The following is a 21,210-nucleotide window of genomic DNA, read 5'->3' as shown; positions in this document are numbered from 1 at the left end:
GTATGTTTCGCAAACGTAAGCTGGCTCTAGTTATGACGCTCGTCATGGCATTGTCGACGGTCTTGTATGGCTGCGGCGGGAATGACAACGGCAACACAGGCAGCAAGGATGAGAAGGTAGAACTGAATTTCATCCGTTGGTCGAACGGCCCCGCTTTAGATGAAGAAGAGAAAGATAAAGTGAAACGCTTTAATGATACGCACCCGAATATTCAAGTGAAAATGACGCTCCTGCCATGGGACGAAACATTCAAGAAAATTGAGCTGTCTCTTGCTTCGAACTCGCCTGTAGACTTGTTCTACTGGGATGTGCCTGCATATGCTTGGTACAAAAAAGGACTTATGAAAAATCTTCAACCTTACTTCGACCGCGATCTGAAAATGGCCGACTACGACGAGAAACTATTCGAGCCTTTCAAATTTGATGGCAGCAACATGTATGTTGCACCGGAAAACTATCAAACGCTCGTGATGTACTATAACAAAGACATGTTCGATAAAGCGAATGTCGCATACCCGAACGAGAACTGGAATTGGGACGATTACCTCGCGGCAGCCCAGAAGCTGACTGTCAAAGAAGGCGACAAAACGGTGCAGTTCGGCACGAGTATGTCCCTCGGCGCATGGTGGGGTTGGATGGCGCTAAGCCAAGAGCAAGGCGGGGCACTGGCACCGAACATTCACGATCCGGAGAAGCTGACGTTTAATACGCCGGAGACGAAGAATGCGCTGCAATACTTGCAGGATCTGATCTACAAGCATCATGTTGCGCCGGATGCGGCACAATCGAGCGCACTTGGCGGCGACTTCATGACAGGCAAAATCGCGATGTATGTTGGCGGCGACTGGGATCTAGGCTCGCTCAAAGAGAAGAAGGATCTGCACTGGGATATGGCGCCAATGCCGAAGTGGGAAGACAAACGTGTCGTTCCTTACTGGATGGGCGGTTATGCCATGACAGAGAAGTCGAAGCATCCGGATCAAGCGTGGGAATTCATTAAATGGACAATGACGGAGAACCAAGATACGCTGGCGAAGCAGCAATCGTGGATTCCGATTAACAAAACAGCTCTGTCGAAGGTCGAAACACCGGCATGGGCGCCGGAAGGCTACCAAACCGCTCGTTTCGACTGGATGAAATACGGCAACATCGGCGATATCTATCACCTCAGATGGCGTGAAGCACAGGACAAAGCAATCACTCCGCTGGTCGATCAAATTTTTGCGAACAAAATTACAGTCGATGATGCGCTGAAGAAAATGGATGAGCAAGTCAATGAAATTATTTCGAAGAAATAGATAAGAGGAGGCTGTGCTTTAAAGTAGAATTTCTACTTTAAAGTGCGGCCTTTTGCCTGCGGTTGAAGCGGTAGGTGCAATTGGTGCAATGCTATAAATAGGAGCGTGTAAATGTTGAATAGATTAGCGCAAGTAATTGCTGGGACGGATTTTGCGATCGTTGTAAATGGGCTGAGGATTGACGGTCAGACGGACGGGCTTATTTTAGAAGGGATAGAGGAGAGAGCTGCCGAGGACGGTGCGCTTCATAATGCTGCCATTTACCGTTACGGCTCGCTTGATCTGATTATGGAGAGTCATGTAATAGCTTATGAGGGTACATCGCTCGTTGAGCGGTGGGTATCGATCCGCAATGAAGGAACGGATGCGGTGACGATTGAACGTGTGGACTCCTTCCGGTTGAAGCTTCCCGAGGATTCGTGGACCCTGATGCACTACAAGAGTGAATGGGGAGCGGAGTTTGAACCGGTTCGACTTCAGTTGGCAGATGAGGACGTTATCCTGCAAACAAGGCAAGGACGTTCGTCGAAGGACATGCATCCTTGGATGAGTCTCATTGGGAGCGAAGGCGACCTGTTAACGGTATCGCCGATGTGGTCCGGCAACTGGATTTTGCGCTGTGAACGAGGCGGAGCGAGTGAAGAAGGCGCCAGCAGCAAGCTTTTCGATGTGAGCGGTGGGCTGAATGATTGGGAGTTCGCCAAGGTGCTGCAACCGGGGCAATCCATGGAGGGCATTCATGTCGCCATTGCGGCAGGCAGCGGCGGTGATCTTAATAGTACGTCGATCCAGTTTGCTCGCGTGGGGCGCAAGCATTGGTATGTGAGCAATGAGTTCTCCCGTTCGCTTCCGGCAGAGTGGAATCATTGGTGGAGCTACGAGGATAAGACCATTAACGAGGATGTATTTCGTGCGAACGCGGCGGAAGCGGCGAAGCTCGGCATTGAGATTTGTACGCTGGATGCCGGTTGGTTTGGTCCGTCTGAAGCAGCTTCAGAATGGTTTGAGAACCGCGGCGATTGGGAAATGGTCAATACAACGCGCTTTCCAAGCGGCATTCGTGCACTCTCGGATTACGTACATAGCCTTGGCATGAAGTTTGGATTGTGGTGCGAGATTGAAGCGCTGGGGAAATCCGCAAAACTGTCGCAGCGCCATCCATCCTTTCCGGCGCGCCGAGATGGGGAGCAGCTAGGTTATCTTTGTTTTGGCAATCCCGAGGTGCAGGAGTGGGCGTTCAACACGTTGGATGGGTTGATCGACGGCTATAACTGCCAGTGGGTCAAATTGGACTTTAATTTGGATCCGCAGGCAGGCTGTAATTGTACCGACCATGGACACGGCGCCGGAGATGGGCTATTCGAGCACTATAACGGCTACTATTGCATGCTGGATCGCATTCGGGCCAAACATCCGGAAGTGATTTTGGAAAACTGCTCTTCCGGCGGACTACGTATTGACCTCGGGATGATGCGACATACCCATACGACCTTCCTAAGTGACCCGGATTGGCCGGAGCATAGTCTGCAAGTCTTCTGGGGAGCAACCACAATGCTGGCGGCGGATGTCTGCTTGCACTGGAGCTATTCCGAGTTTCTGTGGAATTATGAGAAGCAGCAATTTCATCCGAATTCACCGGATTTGAAGCCTCATCAATTCGACTACTACACGAGAGTTGCCATGCTTCGCGGCTTCGGCATTTCGCAGAAGCTTCCGCAGATGCCGGAGTGGATGCGTGAACGGCTTGCAAACCACATTGAGGTGTATCAACAGACGGTGAAGCCTTTTGTCCGCTCAGCTGATTTGTACCGGTTGACTGGGCAGCCGGTGAGAGGCGGCCTAGGCGATTGCTGGTCTGCTTATCAATACAGCCAGCAAGGCGGCGAGGAACATTTGCTGTTCGTATTCCGTCTGCCGGGTGCGGAAGCGTCTCGTTCGATTCGCATGCAGGGTCTGGATGCCGCCGCGTCGTATCGGCTCACCTGGCAATCAGGCGATGATCAAGTGGAGCCGGTTGTGCGAACAGGGGAGCAGTTGATGGCGGAGGGGGTTCATTTCAGCGGACTTGAGATCGAAGAGTCTGCATTGATAACCCTTAAAAGGCATACAACGTTGTAATATCGGATTCCTACTGATTTCCCATATTTTCCTCTTTTGCTTTATTCCATCCATTCCAGTTGCTATAATGGCTATACATGGAAGGCAAGAGTCAGGTAGAAGGGAGTCAAACAGGCATGTACCGATTCATGATAAGATTGGCCCTCGTCTCTTTGATTCTATTCGTGGGACTTGGTTCGGATTTTCGAGAGAGTAATGCCCAAGTGGCGTCGAATAGTTCAACATTGCACGAGCTTAAAGCCGAGATCATGCAGCAGCTGCTTATGCAGAAACCGGAAATTTCGATTTCCTACAACGGGGATCGCACGGAACTGTCCAAGCAATTTCCGGCTCTTCTCCGAGAAACCTTTGCCGCTAATGATTATATTGCCTATATTGTAGATTCCTATCTCTATACGATTCGTACATGGGGCACGTCCGCCAAGATTAAGCTGACCATTACGTACCGTGAAACAGCGGAGCAAACGAGCCGCGTGGATCAACTCATTGATCAAGCCTTTCCTGTTGTTGCCTCGGATAAAATGGATCCACTCGAGAAGGTGACTTATATTCACGATTGGATCGTGAAACATGTGGCTTACGATACAACGCTGCAGCGATATACGGCGATCGATGCGCTTGAAAACGGGACAGCCGTCTGTCAAGGCTACTCACTGCTTGCCTACCGGATGCTGTCGCGTGCAGGTGTGGAGTCGAGAATTGTAGAAGGCAAGGTCAATGATGGCAGTCATGTTTGGAATTTGGTGCGCCTGAATGACGGCTGGCATCATATGGATGTAACTTGGGATGATCCGCTTCCGGATCGGCCGGGTAAAGTCAGTCATACGTATTTCTTGAAGAACGATCGATTCATGAGACAGGATCACAGTTGGGATAAAGTGTATCCGTTGACGCGATAGTAAGTGAATGAATAGGGACAATGAAAACCTGCCTGCTTGGACAGGTGGTTAGCGATCTTTTTATGTTTTTTAGACCGCAGTCATCGTTGTATACTCCAACACTGTTTTCTTTCCACGAAACCGGCAATAGCGAAGTCCGTGGAGCTCTTTGGCATCCGCGAAACTTCCATGCATATCTAGTGAGTATGCGTTTTTTGTTTTTCGACCTTGTGGAGTCTGCAACATGAAAGTGCGGAATGCGCTAACGAACCGTACGGGGCTTATTTGCCCAGTAATGGCACCGGAAAAATTCTAACGAATCGTAGGGGCACTATTTGACGGTTTTGGCGTAGTTGGGGGCCGAATTTTCCCGAATAAGGCCTCTACGATTCGTTAGATTCTCAAAGCCCCTAAATTCGGCCTAATAAGACCTCTACGATTCGTTAGATTATAGCGGTATGCGAGAAGTGGGTGATGTGGAGCGAGAAGAGGAATGCGAGAAGAGAAGGTGCGAGAAGACAAATGCAATGCAAGAAGAGGAATGCTAGAAGAGGAGTGGGAGGCGAGTTGTAATGTGTTCATTTATATAGATAAAATGCCGTCGAGAGTTTATCGACGGCAGTCAGAAGGGCTTCCCGAAGCGCACCGTTAAACGGATCGCTTCGGGAAGCCCTTTATGGTTATTCGTTGTTCGGTTTGTTGTTTCGCTGCGCCGTCATCTGCTGCCAGACGGAACCGGCAGCTTCCTCGCCGCGCTCGATCCGTTCCAGGGCGATGCGCGCCTGCAGGCTGACCTCGAATTCCGGGTCAGCCGCGGCCGCTTGCAGCGCGTCTGCCGCGGAGTCGTCGCCGACCTCGTAGAGGAAGCGGGCGGCCCGCCAACGGACGAGCTTGTTGCGGTCGCGCAGCGCTTCAATCATGGCTGGGATCGCGGCGGTGTCGCCTAGATCGGACAAGGTGTCGCCGGCGGTGCGCCGCACGGACGCGGATGCATCGCGCAATGCCGCGATCAAGAGCGGCATTGCCTCCGGCAGGCGCAGCTCGCCGAGATAGACGACGGCCAGTCTCCGGATGGAGACGTTGTCGTCGGTGATGGCTTTGGCGAGCAACGGGAGCATCGCCGGCTCCGGCGCCGTGCGCGAGAGCGCCTCGTAGCGCACGCTCCACTCCGGCGATGCGAGCCGCTCGGCGAGCTGCTCTGCCGTGAGCGGCGCAGGCCGCGCCGCCGGCGCCGCGGGAGCATCGCCGCTGGCCGCGCCGAGCGCGATCGCTGCCGCGATAAGTGCCTCCAGCCGCTCCTGCGGATAAGCGGCTTCAAGTTCCCTCACGAGCTCCGCTGCAATCTCATCGGGCTCGCCATAGCGGACCCCGAGCTCCTCCAGCATTCGCTCGCGGATCATCGAAGAGGCGGCTGCGCGCGTCACCGCCTCCGTGAACTGCGCGGGCAGCGCCGCACGCGCTTCGCCGCCTGGCGTGCGCACGCGCACCTGCATCGGGATGCCCCGATACAGCTGCACGAACGCGTGCGCCTCGCCGAAGCTCTCTGCGCCGGGCACAGCTGCGCCCGTGCCGCCGCCAGAGCCTTCGGTTGAGCCGGCCTCATCGCCGCTCTGCAAGATGCGCCGCGCTTCGGCCAGAATCCGCTCCCAGTCAGCCCCCGGCTTCCGGTCGAGCGCGATAAAATCAGTCGTGCGGAACAAGCCGCGCACGCCGTCGATGCGAAGCAAACTGCGCAGCGGTTCAGCCGCGCTGTCGGCATCACCTAATGCCAGGCTGAAACGCTGTCCGGCAGGAAGCTTCTCATTCACATTCAATTTCATTGTATTTGGACTTGGCGTCGGTTCAATACCAAGTAATTTCATGTGGTTTTCCCCCATTCCCGTTCATCGTTAGACTATATTGTAAACCATTTGGCAGGGTAACCACAATTGACATTCACGACGTTGAACGCCGTTTGCTTAATCGATTTAAGCTTGGTATCTTTGAAATAGAGAATGGTTGTATCATGCAGCCGATAGAGAGACGAAACAGACAACACGACGGGAGACGTGAGCACCATGCGCTTTGAAAACTTAAATCCGGAGGCCATGCCCAAAACCTTCAAGGAAGTCAGACAATGGCGTCGAGAACGTGCGGGCAAGATGAAGCTTAAAGACTACTCTTATTCGGTTCCGACTGCGGACCCGGACTTGATTTATTTGCATTCCAATTCGGCCGAGCCATCGTTGACTTGGATCGGTCACTCTACATTTCTCATCCAGCATGCCGGACTTAATATTATTACGGATCCGATTTGGGCCGAGAAGCTTGCGCTGCAACGTCGTCTGTCTCCACCGGGACTTGCGGTTCAAGACGTTCCGCCAATCGATGTCGTCTTGATTTCTCATTCTCATTATGATCATCTTCATATGAAATCACTCGAACAGCTCAAAGGCAGTAAAACGATGATCGTGCCTGTCGGACTTGCTGCTAAATTGCGCCGCAAAGGCTTCTCCTCCATCATCGAGCTGGAGTGGTGGCAATCGGCTACAATCAGCGGCATCACGTTTACTTTTGTACCTGCACAGCACTGGACACGCCGTACCTTGACGGACACGAACACGTCGCACTGGGGCGGATTCATCATAGAATCGGAATTGGCACCAACAGTATATTTTGCCGGGGACAGTGGTTATTTCGATGGATTCAAGGAAATCGGCAACCGTTTCGATATCGATATTGCACTTATGCCGATCGGAGCTTATGAGCCTGAATGGTTCATGGGACAGCAGCATGTGACACCGGAAGAAGCACTGCAAGCCTTCCTTGATGTGCGCGCTAAGCGGTTTGTGCCGATGCACTACGGTTCCTATAAACTAGCCGATGACACGCCGCGCGAAGCGCTGGACCGATTGGAAGCGGAGAGCAAGCGGCTCACGCTGGCAAGGGGAACCGTGATGATCCTTCCGCATGGAGAAACTGTTCGATTAAATGATTACAAGTAGGCAATCATATGCGTTTTTATGCTATAATGGTGTGATGAGTAGAACATTTAGTGAAGGACGGGATTGTTTAAAATGATTAGTACAAGCGGCATAACGCTTCGTTTCGGTAAGCGTGCGCTATTTGAAGATGTAAATATTAAATTTACGCCTGGCAACTGCTACGGCTTGATTGGTGCAAACGGCGCAGGCAAATCGACGTTTCTGAAGATTCTTTCCGGCGAAGTAGAACAAACAAGCGGCGAGGTTCATATTACACCAGGTGAACGCTATGCGGTCCTGAAACAGAACCATTATGAATACGATGATTTCCTCGTACTCGAAACGGTTATTATGGGGCACAAGAAGCTATATGAAGTGATGAAAGAGAAAGACGCGATTTACGCGAAAGCGGAATTCACGGATGAAGACGGCATGCGTGCAGGCGAATTGGAAGCGGAATTCGCAGACATGAACGGTTGGGAAGCGGAGTCCGAAGCAGCAGGCATGCTGAACGGCCTTGGCATTACGCCGGATCTGCATGACAAGAAAATGGCGGAGCTATCCGGTAACGAGAAAGTTCGTGTACTCTTGGCACAAGCATTGTTCGGTGAACCGAACATTCTACTGCTCGATGAGCCTACCAACCATCTTGACATGCAATCCATCGGTTGGCTTGAGGATTTCCTCTCCCGCTACGAAGGCACTGTCATCGTAGTATCCCATGACCGTCACTTCTTGAACCAAGTGTGTACGCACATTGCGGATATCGATTTCGGTAAGATCCAGATGTATGTCGGTAACTACGACTTCTGGTACGAGTCCAGCCAATTGGCGTTGACGCTCATGCGCGACAACAACAAGAAGAAGGAAGACAAAGTCAAGGAGCTGCAAGCGTTCATTCAACGTTTCAGTGCGAACAAATCCAAATCCAAGCAAGCGACTTCCCGTAAGAAATTGCTTGATAAAATTTCGCTTGATGACATTCGTCCATCGAGCCGTAAATATCCGTTTATCAACTTCAAGCCGGAGCGTGAGGCAGGCAAACAATTGCTGCTGACTGAAGGTTTGACGAAGACCGTTGACGGCGTGAATCTGATCGACAACCTGACGATCACGGTTAACAAAGGCGACAAAATCGCACTTGTTGGACCGAACACGTTGCCGAAATCCATCCTGTTCCAATTGCTTACAGGCGAGTTGGAGCCGGATGCAGGTACGTTCCAATGGGGGATTACAACGACGCAAGCGTATTTCCCTAAAGAAAACTCGGCATATTTCGACGGTGTAGAGATGAACCTTGTCGACTGGCTTCGCCAGTATTCGAAGGATCAGGATGAGAGCTTCATTCGTGGCTTCCTTGGTCGTATGCTCTTCTCCGGTGATGAGGCGCTCAAGAAAGCAAGTGTACTCTCCGGAGGCGAGAAAGTTCGCTGTATGTTGTCCAAAATGATGCTGTCCAGCTCGAACGTTCTGCTTATGGACGAACCGACGAACCATTTGGATCTTGAATCCATTACGGCGCTTAACAACGGCTTGATCGATTTCGATGGCACGCTGATCTTCACTTCGCATGACCATCAGTTCGTTCAAACGATTGCTAACCGTATCATTGAAATTACGCCTAACGGGGTTATCGATCGTATGATGACATACGATGATTATCTCGAAAGCGCTGAAATTAAAGCGATTCGTGAGCGTATGTACCCAGCGGAATAAGCATTATCTTAAAAATGTTTGGCAGTATAGCGAAAGGACTGTCCGAGTGATGACTCGGCGGTCCTTTTTTGCTGTGTAAAGCGTTATTTGTTGTTCTTCCACACCTGCCCAGTACATAAACTATAGCAATAGCCTGTGTAGTGTTATGTCGTTTATTAGGTCTTAGGATGTGCATGACCTGTCAGGGCGGTTTATGTTAAAATGACAATAGTAGATGAATAGTTGAAGGAGTCGATAGTTTATGTCCTTTTTCGATAAAGTAAAACAAGGTGCATCGGAAGCGGCGAAGAAAGCACAGCAAACGGTTGAAATCACGAAATTGAAAGCACAGATCTCCGGTAAGGAGAGAGAAATCGATAAAGTATTTGCAACCATCGGAGCAGCGGTTTACCGTGCGCATCAAGCGCATGACATGGCTTCCGCTGAGCATGAAGTATCAGGCTGCTGCACGCAGGTGGATGAACTGCATGTGGAAATCGGCCAGCTTGAAGAGCGAATTAAGATGATTCGTTTCGAGAAGACATGCAGCTGCGGTAAAGTAGTTGCGCTGGATACGAAGTTCTGCCCGGATTGCGGCTCTTCTCTGGGCGATGAACCGAAGAATGAAACGACTGTCGGTGAAATTGTCGTCATTTGCAACACTTGCAAAACCGAGAACGAATTGAACGCGAAATTTTGCGTGTCCTGCGGCTCCGGCTTATCCGCCTCAGGTTCCGGATACTAACAGCAGATCATGTAATGAGAGCAGTCCCTATGCGCCTATCGGTGTAGAGGGACTGCTTTTTTTATGTACAGGTGCCGTTACGTTGCAGGGACATGCTCATAAACTAACAGGAGAGCGTCAGGCGAAGGAGGTAGTAGAAGTGGCATACGAAACAACGGACCGAGATTTCAACGCTATGCTTCATCAGAAACTTACAAATAGGGAAAGCTTGCTCGATATCGGGAGTGGGCCTTGTGTCCTGCTGGACACTTTTCCATATCAACACATTGTCGCGCTTGAGATTCATCGGCCTTATTTGATTAACCGGGCGACGAATGCCAGTCATATCATCCCCGTAAATGCCGATGCGAGGGAGATGAACAAGCTGTTTGTGCCAAAGTCGTTCTCAGCGGTGTCGTTCATCGATTCGATTGAGCATTTCACGAAGCATGATGCCCATTTGCTCCTGCAGAAGGCGGAGATGATTGCCAAGCACCATGTTATCATCTATACGCCGCGAGGCTTCTTTCCGCAGCAGTATGTGGATCACTTTGGGCTGAACGGCGAGCAGTTCCAAACGCATCGCAGCGGCTGGGAGCCGGCGGAACTGGAGCAGCTGGGCTATGAGGTAACGATCATGAAAGGGATGCACGACCAGCGCAATCCTGCATTTGTTCACGCGTTTGGCTTGGAGCATACGCCTATTGATGCGCTGCTGGCCATTAAGTATTTGGATAACTAATATTTTGCAACGATATCGATTCATAATAGTGCTGTTATGGTTACTATTTGGATATATATAGTAATGTCCTTGCGATATCCTACACTTGGGAGGCGTTGGCTATGCTCGTGCCCGTGGAATCCAAACAAATCGCATTCTGTTCGTATAATGAGGACGAGGCTTCTTTGTATCTGTATTATCATACAGGGGATGTGGCCATTTTCTCGTCGATCGGGAAGCTTGAATACCAGTCGGTCATCGATTCTCCTAACCGTTATGACACCCTCATGTTGATTATGAAGAAAAGCCAGAGCGAATCGGAGCTTTCTCCCTTTTTCCCGGAATTGGAAAAGAGTTAGCGACAAACTTCATCGGAAAAGCCCATTGGTATTATTTACAAGATTGAGGAAGGCGCAGAAGAAACTAGTACTTTAGGCATTCATATAGGACCGAAGCACTTCGTCGTGAAAGGAAGTGTTCGCATAGGAAATGTGCGGGGGTCCGCGCGATGACATCTCTGTGAAGGGATGTCTTTTTTGCGTGTACAGTTTCTAAGATAGGGCTATTCGACTAGTAAGCAGGATGACAAATGAGACATGTGGACGATATATGCATCATACGCAGAGCCGTACAATTGGAATTAGGGCAAAACGCCTACTACAGCACGACCAACACAAGGAGGATCAAAATGAAAAAGTTTACAGCATCACTGCTTGTTCTGATTCTAACTGCTTTGCTCGTCATGCCAGCAGTGATGGGCGCCTCATCGGCTCCTGCACCTGTCGTCGGCGAAATTCAATCCAGTGTAAGTTTCCGCAGCGCACCGTCTACATCTTCAACCGTCTACAAATACTTGAAGGCGGGCGATAACGTTGTCATCTTGGAGAAAACGAACGCAAGTTGGTACAAAGTACAAGACGTTTTCGGCACGATCGCTTATGTCTCTTCTTCCGATAAATATATTGAAATCATCTATAACGCATCGATCGTTTCATCCGTTTCGTTCCGCAAATCTGCTTCCACAGAAGGCACACGTTTACGCTATCTGAGCAAGGGCGAGTCGGTCCTGATAACAGGTCAGCCGAACAGTGCATGGTTTGCCGTTACGGATTCGAATGGGGTCAAGGGTTATGTCAGCACAAGCAGCCAATACATATCGACTGGCGCAAGCTTCTCACTGCCAAGCGGCACGAAGCCTGATACAGGCGGCGGCTCAACTACACCAAGTGGCGCACAATTAATCGAGAAAACCATTGCGGCAGGTATGAAATATTGGGGTACACCGTATGAGTTCGGCTCCGATCGCGACACGACAACAACCTTCGATTGCTCCGACTTCGTGCGCACTGCATTCCGCGAAGGAGCAAGCTTGACGCTCCCGGCTGATTCGCGCAAGCAAGGCGACTATGTGAAAGCGAAAGGCGCTACGAAGACAGATTGGCGTTCACTGAAACGCGGCGACCTGATGTTCTTCATGGCATACAAAGGCTCGAAGGCTTCCAACTATGCAGGCGTCAACAAAGCGACCGAAACCATTACACACGTAGGCATCTACCTAGGTAACGGCCAAATCTTGCATACCTATTCCACAGAATCCGGCGGCGTTCGCACAAGCGACATCGCAGGCGGACAGTGGGAGAACCGTTTCTTGTTTGGCGGAAGCGTGTTGTAATTGAATGATATTCGTACAATTTGGTCATACTGATAATGTCAATTGTTCTTCAATAGAACGTTGACGTGAAGATATGGGCGGCAGTCATTTGCAAAAATGGCTGCCGCCTTTTGCGAGAAAATGAGAAGCCCCCGTTCCAGTAAAGGAACAGGGGCTTGTTTGTTGCTTATAGGACATCCAAGATACGGCGCGTGCTGTCCCAAGTCAGTTTCTGGCCAAGGAGCAGTTCCATGTCTTTGACGGTCAGCATGTAAAGCTTGTTTTTATCGATCGGGCTTGCGGTTGGCGCTTTCGAGAGAGCGATCTTCTTGCCGTTGATATAAGCGGTCTTGCTGCCCATTGTCACCTGCACCGTCCTTCCCGGCTGAGAGGCAACGAGCGTTTTGGTCTTCGGATTGTTTGTTACCTTAAACTGGCGCAAATTGAACAACCACGACGCGGAAACGCGAACTTGCTTATCATTGTCGTTGTAGTAATTCAAGTAATCCACATGCAAAAAATGTTTGTTCCCTTTACGGAAATTAACGCCGAGCTTGTAATCATCGTACGTGTTGTACGTGTCGAAGCTCCAGGTCATATTACGCGTTGCACCGTCCTGGACGTAATTGACGGATACCGTATACAGATCGTCGAACGCGAGTGCTTGTTTCGGGAAAATCACTTCTCCCGACCGGAAGTAAGGGAGCGATTTGCCGGCCGAATTCGTCAGCTTGACGTCTTTGATCTCCGCGTCGTTGGCCGTAAAGCTGATAGGTGTTCCTGATTTACTCACACCGAATTCCGCAAGCGGATCGGGTAACTCTTCCCCGGACACGAAATCGATATCGTTATTGCTGCTTCCGTTCTGCGGATAAACAACCGGATCCTTCAGCGCAGCGTTATAAACGTATAAGTAGTCGATGACAAGATCATTTCTGGATGCAAAGCCGACATACTTCAGATTCGGGTCAATGATGCTTAGCCTGTGTCGAGGGACGCTCATGAGGCTCATAGTGCCGAGGAAGGGATCACTCTCGTTGATTACGATGCCTTCGCTTGTGTAAACGCCATGACTTTCAAAGCTACTTTCGAGTGAGTAATCTCCCAGCCTGGCCTGGATGCGTTCAGTGGGATTCTCGCCTGTAAAGCCGATGCTTTTCGAGAGTTCCTTATGAGGCGAGTCAGCTTCCCACCAGTTGCTGTTTTGGGTCAAATAACGTACGTGTGCTTCCGCGGCACGCATGACGGAGGGCAGCAATTCCACTGGCGGGAGATTGAATGCTTTTCGAATGCGATTGAAATAGGCGAGATATTCCTTATGCTCCTTGGTGATCACATACGCTAGATTCTTCTTCTCTTCCGCCTTGCGCAGCTGATCATGCGACACAGCGTTGGTCGTAATCCAGAATCCCCCGTCGAACTTCATCGTGCCGTCGGTGAAGTTCGCAACGCCTTTCAGTTTATGAAATTCGACGCTGAGCGGACTTGTGACCTGATAGGTAATCTTACCGTTGTTTTTGTCATAATCGGCGGGTATGAGCTTGTCGTCGAGGTAGAGCTCGTACGAGATGAGTTCCTGCCCTTCGGCAGGATGCATCGGCCAGCTGATCAGCGGTGTCGTCGTCGTTTTTTCATACCCGGATGGCGAGAATCCGCCTACGCTCGAGCGATAGAACTCCCCCGTGTATCCTTCGTTTCCTTCTGCATGTAGCGGGAGGTGCGGGCTTAATCCAAGCATGGCAAGGATAGCTAACGCTGCTGCAAATTTCTTCATGGCAATCTCCTTCTTGCGAGACTCAAGTCCCAGTTTGATTTAAACGGTATGCGTCATCATGACTAGGGATAATTTTACAAGAGCCATGTTTGATAGAACAGCCTTTTTCTTCCAATTGTTTTGCGAAAAAGAAAAACCGTCACTGCAGAAACTGCAGGACGGCGCGGGAGCATTCCATAGGATTATATTGTTGGTTGCGTTTGTTTATGAGATCAAGCCGGTGCTGTCCGGAGGTATAAGGCTCTTGAATAAGGGCGAACCATTTATCGATCGTTTCAGAGGAGATCAGCATCTCGCCAAAACCGCTCGCGACGAAGTATTCGCAGTTCACTTCTTCTTGTCCCGGAATTGGTTCGTAGAATAGCATCGGGATGCTTTTGCTCAAGCCTTCTGTACAGGTCATGCCGCCGGGTTTCGTAATCAGCAGGTCGGAGACGTCCATCAGTTTATTGATTTCTTTGGTAAATCCAAGCACCTTAATGTTCGGATGCTGGAAGCTCGGATCGGCTAGCATCCGCTCGCGTACCTTCTCGTTGTTGCCTACGCAGTAAATCAGTTGAATCCGATCACGCCAGCGGGTCATGTAGCTGAGCAGATCATCGCTGTACATAATCCCCCAACCACCGCCCATAATAAGGACGGTTGGCAAAGGTTTCAAATCAAACTGCGCCTGCAGCTCCGATTTGTCATGCGTTTGCCAGAAGTTCGGATGTACCGGAATCCCGGTAACCTCGACTCGACCCGGCGAGATGCCGCGGTCGGTCAGCTTGGTTTTCACCTCATTGGTAGACACTAAATATTTGGTCACCTCTGAGCTTGTCCAAGTGCCATGCGCGTCATAATCGGTAATGAGCGTATAAAGAGGAACTTGCAGCCCAAGCCTCTTCAGCCGCGAAACGACTGCGTTAGGAACAGGGTGCGTGCATACGATCAAATCCGGTTTTAATTGGGCGATGACCTGCGAGGTATGTGTATAGAATAGACGATGCAGCGCCAATTGCGCGAATCGGTTAAGTGATTTTTTATATTGTCTGCGGTATAGCTTTCCGAGCAGTTTCGGCTGTTTAGTCACTGTTCTGCGATAAGCGGATACAATCAGCGGACCGATGACCGGGTTAAGAAAATTGCCCAGCTCTATGACACGAGTCTGAATTGTAGAATCAAGTGAACGAAGACCTACCGCAAGCGCGTAAGCTGCCTGGGTATGCCCGGAACCGAACCCTTCGGAAAGGAGCAATACTCTTTTTTTTCGCACATTCTCACCTGCTTCTTCTACCGGTTCAGGAATCCATAAGAACTCTCTTTCTAATATTACGCTGTTTCCCCGTTGAAGCACAAGATTGGAATTAAGACTTGCGTATGATTGCATCCTTATTTTATGCTAAAAATTAGGCGGTTCGCGAAAGAAGCGAATACGGACGAGAATGGAGTGGTTGTAAAATGCAGCAAAAACAAAAGTTTATCCCGGAACAAGGCTCTATCGTAACGTTTACCTATAAATCAGGCGATTATGCAGGGGAAGTAATGGAAACAGGCGGGCCGCGTGCATTGATTAAAGTGCTTGCGGTACTGAAACACCCGGAACAAGGCGATTTGCATAATCCATACAATCCCGATGTGCCTATGTTTCACGAGCGCAGAGCACTGAGCTACACGGAGAAAACGAACGTACCCTATGGCGATATCAGCGGACCATTTCTCGGAGAAGTGCCTTCCTACAAAGAGTCCCTTACACGTGCGATTGCCGCAGAGATCGAGGCAATTGACCGTTTGAAGCGTTGGGCGGAGCGCGGTCTTGAGCAGCTGAGACAGTTGGAGAAAGAGTACAACTAAATTGTGAACGAATAGACAGCGGGACAGCGGTTGGGAGAGTAGTGGAAACAGAGCACAACAAAGCAGCTGATTGGTATATGACTCAGGTTCGCTGGAGGGGGACGCGTTATGAATAGGAACGAATTGGCGAAGGGGATTTACAGCAGCTCACATTTGTCGGGAAGTTTTACGCTGCGATCCGGTCAAGTTTCGGAGACGTATTTTGACAAGTATTTATTTGAAGCGAACCCTCGTTTGCTTGGCGCGATAGCCTGCGAGCTGGCCTTATGCATACCGGTTGGGATTGACGTCCTTGCCGGACTCGAGATGGGCGGTATTCCGGTTGCCACAGCACTGTCGCTGGAAACGAACATCCCTGCGGCTTTCGTGCGGAAGCAGGCGAAGAACTATGGGACATGCAAGCTTGCCGAAGGCGCCGAAGTGCGCGGCCAGAACGTGTGCATAGTGGAAGATGTCGTCACGACCGGCGGGCAAATTCTTCTTAGTGTTGCAGAACTGCGCGCAGCCGGCGCGATTGTTGAGGACGTCGTTTGTGTCATCGAACGGCACCCGGATGGTCGCAAGAAGCTGGAGGAAGCGGGACTGAAGCTCCATGCTTTGTTTACGATCGAGGAACTTGAGGCTGCTGGCAGTAAGGACGATGTTGCGGTTTCGGGTGAGGGTTGGAGTGATTGAGTCCTACCTCCACATAGTTTGTTTCGCAAATATGACTGATTGACCATATTGCGATTCTGGTCAGTTGGTGTTATTATGACCTATATCATGTTGAAGAAGGAGGCTGCAGCGGGGTGGAACAGAAGAAACCGGTCGATCGCAGAATGCAAATTGTGGAGGCGGCGGGAAAATCGTTTGCCATGTTTGGTTATAAGGCGACGACGATGGAGCTTGTTTCCAAAATCGCTGCAGTCGGCAAAGGAACGATTTATACGTTTTTTGCAACGAAGGAAGACCTGTTTAATGAAATCATCGGGCAGCTGGCTGCCGAGCTTCGGAGCTTGGCGGAGCGCACGATTGATCGAAAACGGAATTTTTTCGATAATTTGGCGGCTGTCCTTCATGAGCTGCTGCTGTTTCGCGAGAAACATGAGCTCATCGTGAAATTGTCCCAGGAGATTCGCGATTTGGGTACGCCGATGGCGAAAGATGGCGTTGCGAGGCTCGAACAGGCCATTCAAGCTTTTATCCAGCATGAGGTTGAACTTGCAATGGAGAAAAGCGAGCTGCGCGGTGTTGACTCGGCACTAACTGCATTTGTGATTTTGAAGCTGTATGTTGCAATCGGCGTCGAGTGGACCAGAAGCAACCAGCTGTCGCGTGAAGAGCTTGCGGCATATTTTACGGGTTTGCTGCGTGAGGGTGTTGGGGTGAAGTAGCGGCTAGGCTTAAGTCGATGGAAACGGCTAGTTGGGTAAGATGAACTAGTCCTTTTTTTTGAAATGAATTGACCAAAAAACCAAATTGGTCAATTATTCATAAATGTTTATTCATGGAGGGGGAATCGCTATGCGAGGTTTATCATTGTTTGGCAAGGAGTTTAGCCGGATTGTCCGAAGTCCAAAGCTTCTTATTCCGATTGTTGGTGTGTTGTTCATTCCGATTATGTACAGCGGCATGTTGATTGGGTCGTTTTGGGACCCTTACGGCAAGCTAAGTGATCTGCCGGTAGCAGTCGTGAATGAGGATGCGGGTGCACAGTTTGAAGGAAAACCGCTGGCTGTTGGTCGGGATTTGGTGGACGAATTAAAGGTCAATAAGCAATTCGATTGGGCTTTTGTAAGCCGAGCTGAAGCCGAGAAGGGCGTTCAGGACGGTGAATACTATTATGTGATTGAAATTCCTGAGTCATTCTCCAAGCAAGCGACCACGTTGCTGGATGAGAAGCCGCAGCCAGCGGCTATCCGTTATGTGTCAAATGATAGCGGCAACTATTTAGCCGCCAAAATCGGGCAAGCTGCAATCGAGAAGCTGCAAACTGAAATTTCGCAGCAGGTGACGAAAGCTTATGCGGAGGCGGTATTCGCCAGCATCGGCGATGCATCAGATGGCATTGTAAAAGCGAGCGAAGGCGCAGGCAAGCTCAGTGACGGTGCTTCGGATGCGGAGAAAGGTGCCAAGCTGCTGCGCGATAATGTAGCGAAACTGGCTTCCGGCACGGAGCAGCTCGCCGGAGGCGTCAAGGCGCTTGGCAGCGGCGCCGGTCAATTGGCGGCCGGAACGGCCGCGGTTCGAGACGGCTCGGCGGCGCTCGCAGCCGGGCTTGGCAAGCTCGAGGCCGCCGGGGCGCAGCTCGGCGGCGGAGCCGCGCAAGCAGCGGAGGCCGGTGCGAAGCTGGCCGAGGGGCTTGCCTCGGCGGAGCAAGGCAGCGCGCAGCTTGCCGGCTCAGCCGCGAAGCTGTCGGCGGCGCTTGAGGCGTACGCCGCCGCAGCTTCGCCGGATGCAGCGCAGGATCCCGCGCTGCAGGAGCTGCTCGGCGCAGCCCGCGCGGTATCCGCGGGCGCAGCCGAGCTCTCTGGCGGCAGCGCGAAGCTTGCCGCCGGCGGCGCGCAGCTGCAGCAGGGCCAGCTGCAGCTGCAGCAAGGGCTGGCGGCGCTGCACGCGCAGCTCGCAGCCGCGCAGCAAGGCGGCGCCAAGCTAGCCGCAGGCGCCGAGAGCGCCGCGGCCGGTGCCGCGAAGCTGGCGGACGGCGCAGCCGCCGCAGGCCGCGGTGCGGCCGAGCTTGCCGGGGGCTCCGGCAAGCTGGCCAGCGGCTCCGCCGCACTTGCGAGCGGCGCAGAGCAGCTCGCAGGCGGCACGGCCGAGCTGTCAGGCAAGCTCGGCGATGCCGCGAAGCAAACCGGGGGCATCACGGGAACCGATGCCCTGTATGACATGTTCGCGAATCCGGTCCATGTCGATGAAGAGAAACTGACCGACGTGCCGAACTACGGTACGGGCTTCACTCCGTATTTCTTATCACTTGGTCTGTTTGTAGGTGCATTGCTTTCCACAATGGTTATCCCGATGCGCGAAACGAGCCTGAAACCACACTCCGGCTGGAGCTGGTTCGTCAGCAAAGTATTGCTCTTTGTCGTGGTTGGTGTTGTGCAGGCGCTGATTGCGGATGCGATTCTGCTCTACGGAATCGGCCTCAAGGTCAATCACTTAGGCGCATTCATCGGCATGTCGATGCTGGCCAGTGTCACCTTTATGATGATCGTACAGTTCCTTGTAACACTGCTCGATCAGCCTGGACGTTTCGTCGCTGTGATGCTGCTCATTTTGCAGTTGACCGGCAGTGCCGGCACGTATCCATCTGAGCTTGTACCATCATGGCTGCAGCATATCAGCGCTTGGCTGCCAATGACCTACACGATCAGCGCATTCCGCGAAATCGTGACAGGGAACGAGCTGCTGACAGTAGGCAGCAAAGCAATGCATACCGCAAGCTTTGCAGTAGTATTCGCAGGACTAACACTAATCGTCTTCCTACTGCTGCATCGCAAAACAAAAAGCGACACCGCAGAACTCGGAGCAACGGTGTAGCTCCCAGAGCAACACATCAGCATAAAACCGTGGGAATCAACCTAAGTGTAGCTCTCACAGCAACACTTGGGCGAAAAAACCGCGAAATTAACGAAAGAGTAGCTCTCAGAGCTACTCTTTCAGTATGTAACAGTGGAACGTAGGTTAAGTGTAGCTTCTGGAGCTACACACTTCTGCTACCGGCAATAGCTGTGGGGCATTTAACTAATGAGAGGTACCTGTTACCGCACATTCACCAAAATACCGCATTTCAACACAAAGAGAGGTATCTGCTACCGCACAATCGATGAAAAGCGGCCAAATTGCCAAATGAGCGGTACTGATTACCACACACAAGTTACCTTCTAACCCCAAGAAGCCCACCACCAGATCCACATCGAGCAACTCCCTTGTTTTATCCACCCAGCAGCCATCTGCAAAGAAAAAGGGCACAAATTCACTTAATCGGTGAATTCGTGCCCTTATTAAGTACTGTCTAGCCTAAGACTGAATAAACACAGTCGCGATCGGCTTGCGATAAACAACCTGATAACCAAGGCCTTTGGATAACGCCGCGAGCGGCAGGTAGGTCACCGAGTTGCCGCCGGATTGCTGCAAGTACGCAGGTGTTTCAAGCGGAACCGTTTGGCCGTTCACTTTCATGGTAGTGGCACCAATGGTGAAGGCTACGACCTTGTCTCCGGACTTAATGGTCGCGGTTCGGGTCTTGGCGTCCCAAGCAAGCGTCGCGTTTAAGGCATTCGTGACATCGCGCATCGGCAGGAACGTCGTGTTATTTTTCAAAACAGGCTTATTGTCGCCCTTCAGTGACTTTCCGTTTACAATAACGTGAAGCGGCGTTCCGGCCGCCAGTACGTCAGGATCGCGATATTCGCCCCAAATCCCTTTGGCAAAAGCTCTGCCAATCACATCGTAGCCGGACTGCTTCGGATGGATGTCGCCTTTGAGAATGGAGGTATAGCTGAGCTCTTTGCCGCGGAACGGTGCCGACACATCGACGGTTCGCACATCGTAGCCTTCTTGCGACAACTTAGAAGCGATCACCTCGGTTTGTGTCTTTAGCTTATCGACGCCTTGTAACAACACAGCGTATTGTTCTTCCGTAATCGTCTGATTAAGTGTTGAAGGCTTAGGTGCAGGCAAGTACTGGTCGGCAAAAACAACCGTAGCCTTCGGGTTCAGTTTGAGAATCGTGCGCAGTGATGCTTCTAATGAAGGATAATAGCTATCCAATAACGTATCCAATCGGGTTTGCAGTGCTGAAGCACTGATTTCTTCATCATGTAAGATGTCATTGAAAATCGGTGTAAAATCATTCCCACCAATCGTGAGCACGATCAAATTGGCTTTCTTCAGATCCTCGCCGAGCTGTGCGCTCTTCGCGACTGTTGCCTCTGCAAGAGGATAAGTCGATAAATTCGGCTGTAGCTGATCTGCTGTTATGCGTGTTCCCGCAGCCGACACTTCCAGGAGCTTTTGCAATCCGGGTGATTTCAAACCAAGAATGCCGTAATTCTGCAGCTCGGCGCGGCCGTGATAAAGCGCCTGCTCGTACACGCGATCGGCATAGCCGTAGGGAACGGATTTTTCCGACATGCCGTACTCATAACCGAGCGTCAATGAATCCCCAACGGCAACGATACGAAGCGGTTGGTTCGTCTCAGCATGTGGAGCCGATATTGCGGATACAGCCATAATAGGTGTGGAAAATGAAGCGCCCGCAGAAGCCCAAGCACCGCTGCTTCCGATTGTTCCTACTAATAATGCAGCAGCCGTGAACGTCATTGTCCATTTTGGCACTTTCCTGAATTTACTATACATATTCACCACATCCTTTTGCATAATTATGCGTTTTATTGGGTGGTATCAATTTTCAGTTATTTTTTTGAATTGCTGCTGTGCCGTGGTAAAGAACACTTATCGCAATTATAAAAATATTAAATTGATATCGTAATGCACTGGTGTTAAAATAATATAATAACTTTTTTCAAGGGATGTATTATTGGAACGCAACCTTTTCATTAAACTGCGTG

17 protein-coding genes and 1 pseudogene are annotated in these 21,210 nt (G+C 51.0%); 13 read left to right on the top strand and 5 right to left on the bottom strand.

The window, feature by feature from the left end; genetic code table 11:
• Positions 1 to 2 precede the first annotated feature (2 nt).
• The 3 genes from AC506A_RS12685 (at position 3) to AC506A_RS12675 (ending at position 4,315) form a co-directional block, all read left to right on the top strand.
• Entirely contained in the window at positions 3 to 1,298 is a 1,296-nt protein-coding gene (locus AC506A_RS12685; RefSeq protein WP_495461357.1) for an ABC transporter substrate-binding protein, read from the top strand.
• 111 nt (positions 1,299 to 1,409) lie between these two features.
• On the top strand, positions 1,410 to 3,416 hold the full coding sequence (locus AC506A_RS12680; protein ID WP_495461356.1) for an alpha-galactosidase: 2,007 nt from the start codon (positions 1,410 to 1,412) through the stop codon (positions 3,414 to 3,416).
• 116 nt (positions 3,417 to 3,532) lie between these two features.
• Positions 3,533 to 4,315 (top strand): transglutaminase domain-containing protein, encoded by a 783-nt coding sequence (locus AC506A_RS12675; RefSeq protein ID WP_495461355.1) that lies wholly within the window; start codon positions 3,533 to 3,535, stop codon positions 4,313 to 4,315.
• A 29-nt stretch (positions 4,316 to 4,344) separates the two neighbouring features.
• Here the strand turns inward: AC506A_RS12675 and AC506A_RS12670 are convergent.
• Both AC506A_RS12670 and AC506A_RS12665 read right to left on the bottom strand, forming a co-directional pair.
• Positions 4,345 to 4,480 (bottom strand): annotated as a pseudogene (locus tag AC506A_RS12670) (IS5/IS1182 family transposase); the annotation flags it as partial.
• Between the two features lie 494 nt (positions 4,481 to 4,974).
• A complete protein-coding gene (locus tag AC506A_RS12665) occupies positions 4,975 to 6,156 on the bottom strand; it encodes a conserved virulence factor C family protein (RefSeq protein WP_495461354.1) in 1,182 nt (393 codons plus the stop codon).
• Between the two features lie 186 nt (positions 6,157 to 6,342).
• On the opposite strand from AC506A_RS12665, the gene AC506A_RS12660 reads away from it, so the two are divergent.
• From AC506A_RS12660 to AC506A_RS12635, 6 genes are all read left to right on the top strand, one after another.
• A complete protein-coding gene (locus tag AC506A_RS12660) occupies positions 6,343 to 7,278 on the top strand; it encodes an MBL fold metallo-hydrolase (protein WP_495461353.1) in 936 nt (311 codons plus the stop codon).
• Between the two features lie 72 nt (positions 7,279 to 7,350).
• Positions 7,351 to 8,973: an ABC-F family ATP-binding cassette domain-containing protein gene (locus AC506A_RS12655; protein WP_495461352.1), complete on the top strand. Its 1,623-nt coding sequence runs from the start codon at positions 7,351 to 7,353 to the stop codon at positions 8,971 to 8,973.
• A gap of 241 nt (positions 8,974 to 9,214) precedes the next feature.
• Entirely contained in the window at positions 9,215 to 9,697 is a 483-nt protein-coding gene (locus AC506A_RS12650) for a double zinc ribbon domain-containing protein (protein WP_495461351.1), read from the top strand.
• A gap of 139 nt (positions 9,698 to 9,836) precedes the next feature.
• Entirely contained in the window at positions 9,837 to 10,418 is a 582-nt protein-coding gene (locus tag AC506A_RS12645) for a class I SAM-dependent methyltransferase (protein ID WP_495461350.1), read from the top strand.
• 101 nt (positions 10,419 to 10,519) lie between these two features.
• A complete protein-coding gene (locus AC506A_RS12640; RefSeq protein WP_495461349.1) occupies positions 10,520 to 10,756 on the top strand; it encodes a KTSC domain-containing protein in 237 nt (78 codons plus the stop codon).
• Between the two features lie 329 nt (positions 10,757 to 11,085).
• Entirely contained in the window at positions 11,086 to 12,069 is a 984-nt protein-coding gene (locus AC506A_RS12635; protein WP_495461348.1) for a C40 family peptidase, read from the top strand.
• 166 nt (positions 12,070 to 12,235) lie between these two features.
• On the opposite strand, the gene AC506A_RS12630 is transcribed toward AC506A_RS12635, so the two are convergent.
• Both AC506A_RS12630 and AC506A_RS12625 read right to left on the bottom strand, forming a co-directional pair.
• A complete protein-coding gene (locus AC506A_RS12630) occupies positions 12,236 to 13,822 on the bottom strand; it encodes a stalk domain-containing protein (protein WP_495461347.1) in 1,587 nt (528 codons plus the stop codon).
• 139 nt (positions 13,823 to 13,961) lie between these two features.
• The gene (locus tag AC506A_RS12625) at positions 13,962 to 15,077 is read right to left on the bottom strand and encodes an MGDG synthase family glycosyltransferase (RefSeq protein WP_495461346.1); all 1,116 of its coding nucleotides are present in this window, start codon (positions 15,075 to 15,077) and stop codon (positions 13,962 to 13,964) included.
• 185 nt (positions 15,078 to 15,262) lie between these two features.
• Here AC506A_RS12625 and kapB point away from each other — a divergent pair, with 185 nt between their 5' ends.
• From kapB to AC506A_RS12605, 4 genes are all read left to right on the top strand, one after another.
• Positions 15,263 to 15,655, top strand: a complete 393-nt coding sequence (gene kapB / locus AC506A_RS12620; protein ID WP_495461345.1) for a sporulation phosphorelay system protein KapB — start codon at positions 15,263 to 15,265, stop codon at positions 15,653 to 15,655.
• 108 nt (positions 15,656 to 15,763) lie between these two features.
• Positions 15,764 to 16,330 (top strand): orotate phosphoribosyltransferase, encoded by a 567-nt coding sequence (pyrE, locus tag AC506A_RS12615; RefSeq protein ID WP_495461344.1) that lies wholly within the window; start codon positions 15,764 to 15,766, stop codon positions 16,328 to 16,330.
• Positions 16,331 to 16,443: 113 nt separating this feature from the next.
• Positions 16,444 to 17,028, top strand: coding sequence for a TetR/AcrR family transcriptional regulator (locus AC506A_RS12610; protein ID WP_495461343.1), 585 nt, complete (start codon positions 16,444 to 16,446; stop codon positions 17,026 to 17,028).
• Positions 17,029 to 17,158: 130 nt separating this feature from the next.
• Entirely contained in the window at positions 17,159 to 19,177 is a 2,019-nt protein-coding gene (locus AC506A_RS12605) for a YhgE/Pip family protein (RefSeq protein WP_495461342.1), read from the top strand.
• Positions 19,178 to 19,657: 480 nt separating this feature from the next.
• Here the strand turns inward: AC506A_RS12605 and AC506A_RS12600 are convergent, their stop codons facing one another.
• A complete protein-coding gene (locus AC506A_RS12600; RefSeq protein ID WP_495461341.1) occupies positions 19,658 to 20,998 on the bottom strand; it encodes an SGNH/GDSL hydrolase family protein in 1,341 nt (446 codons plus the stop codon).
• Between the last annotated feature and the right edge of the window lie 212 nt (positions 20,999 to 21,210).

The sequence above is a fragment of the Paenibacillus sp. N22P23 genome (genome assembly GCF_059383735.1).
The sequence above is the reverse complement of the archived record's forward strand: the minus strand, read 5'-3'. Positions and strand labels throughout refer to the sequence as shown.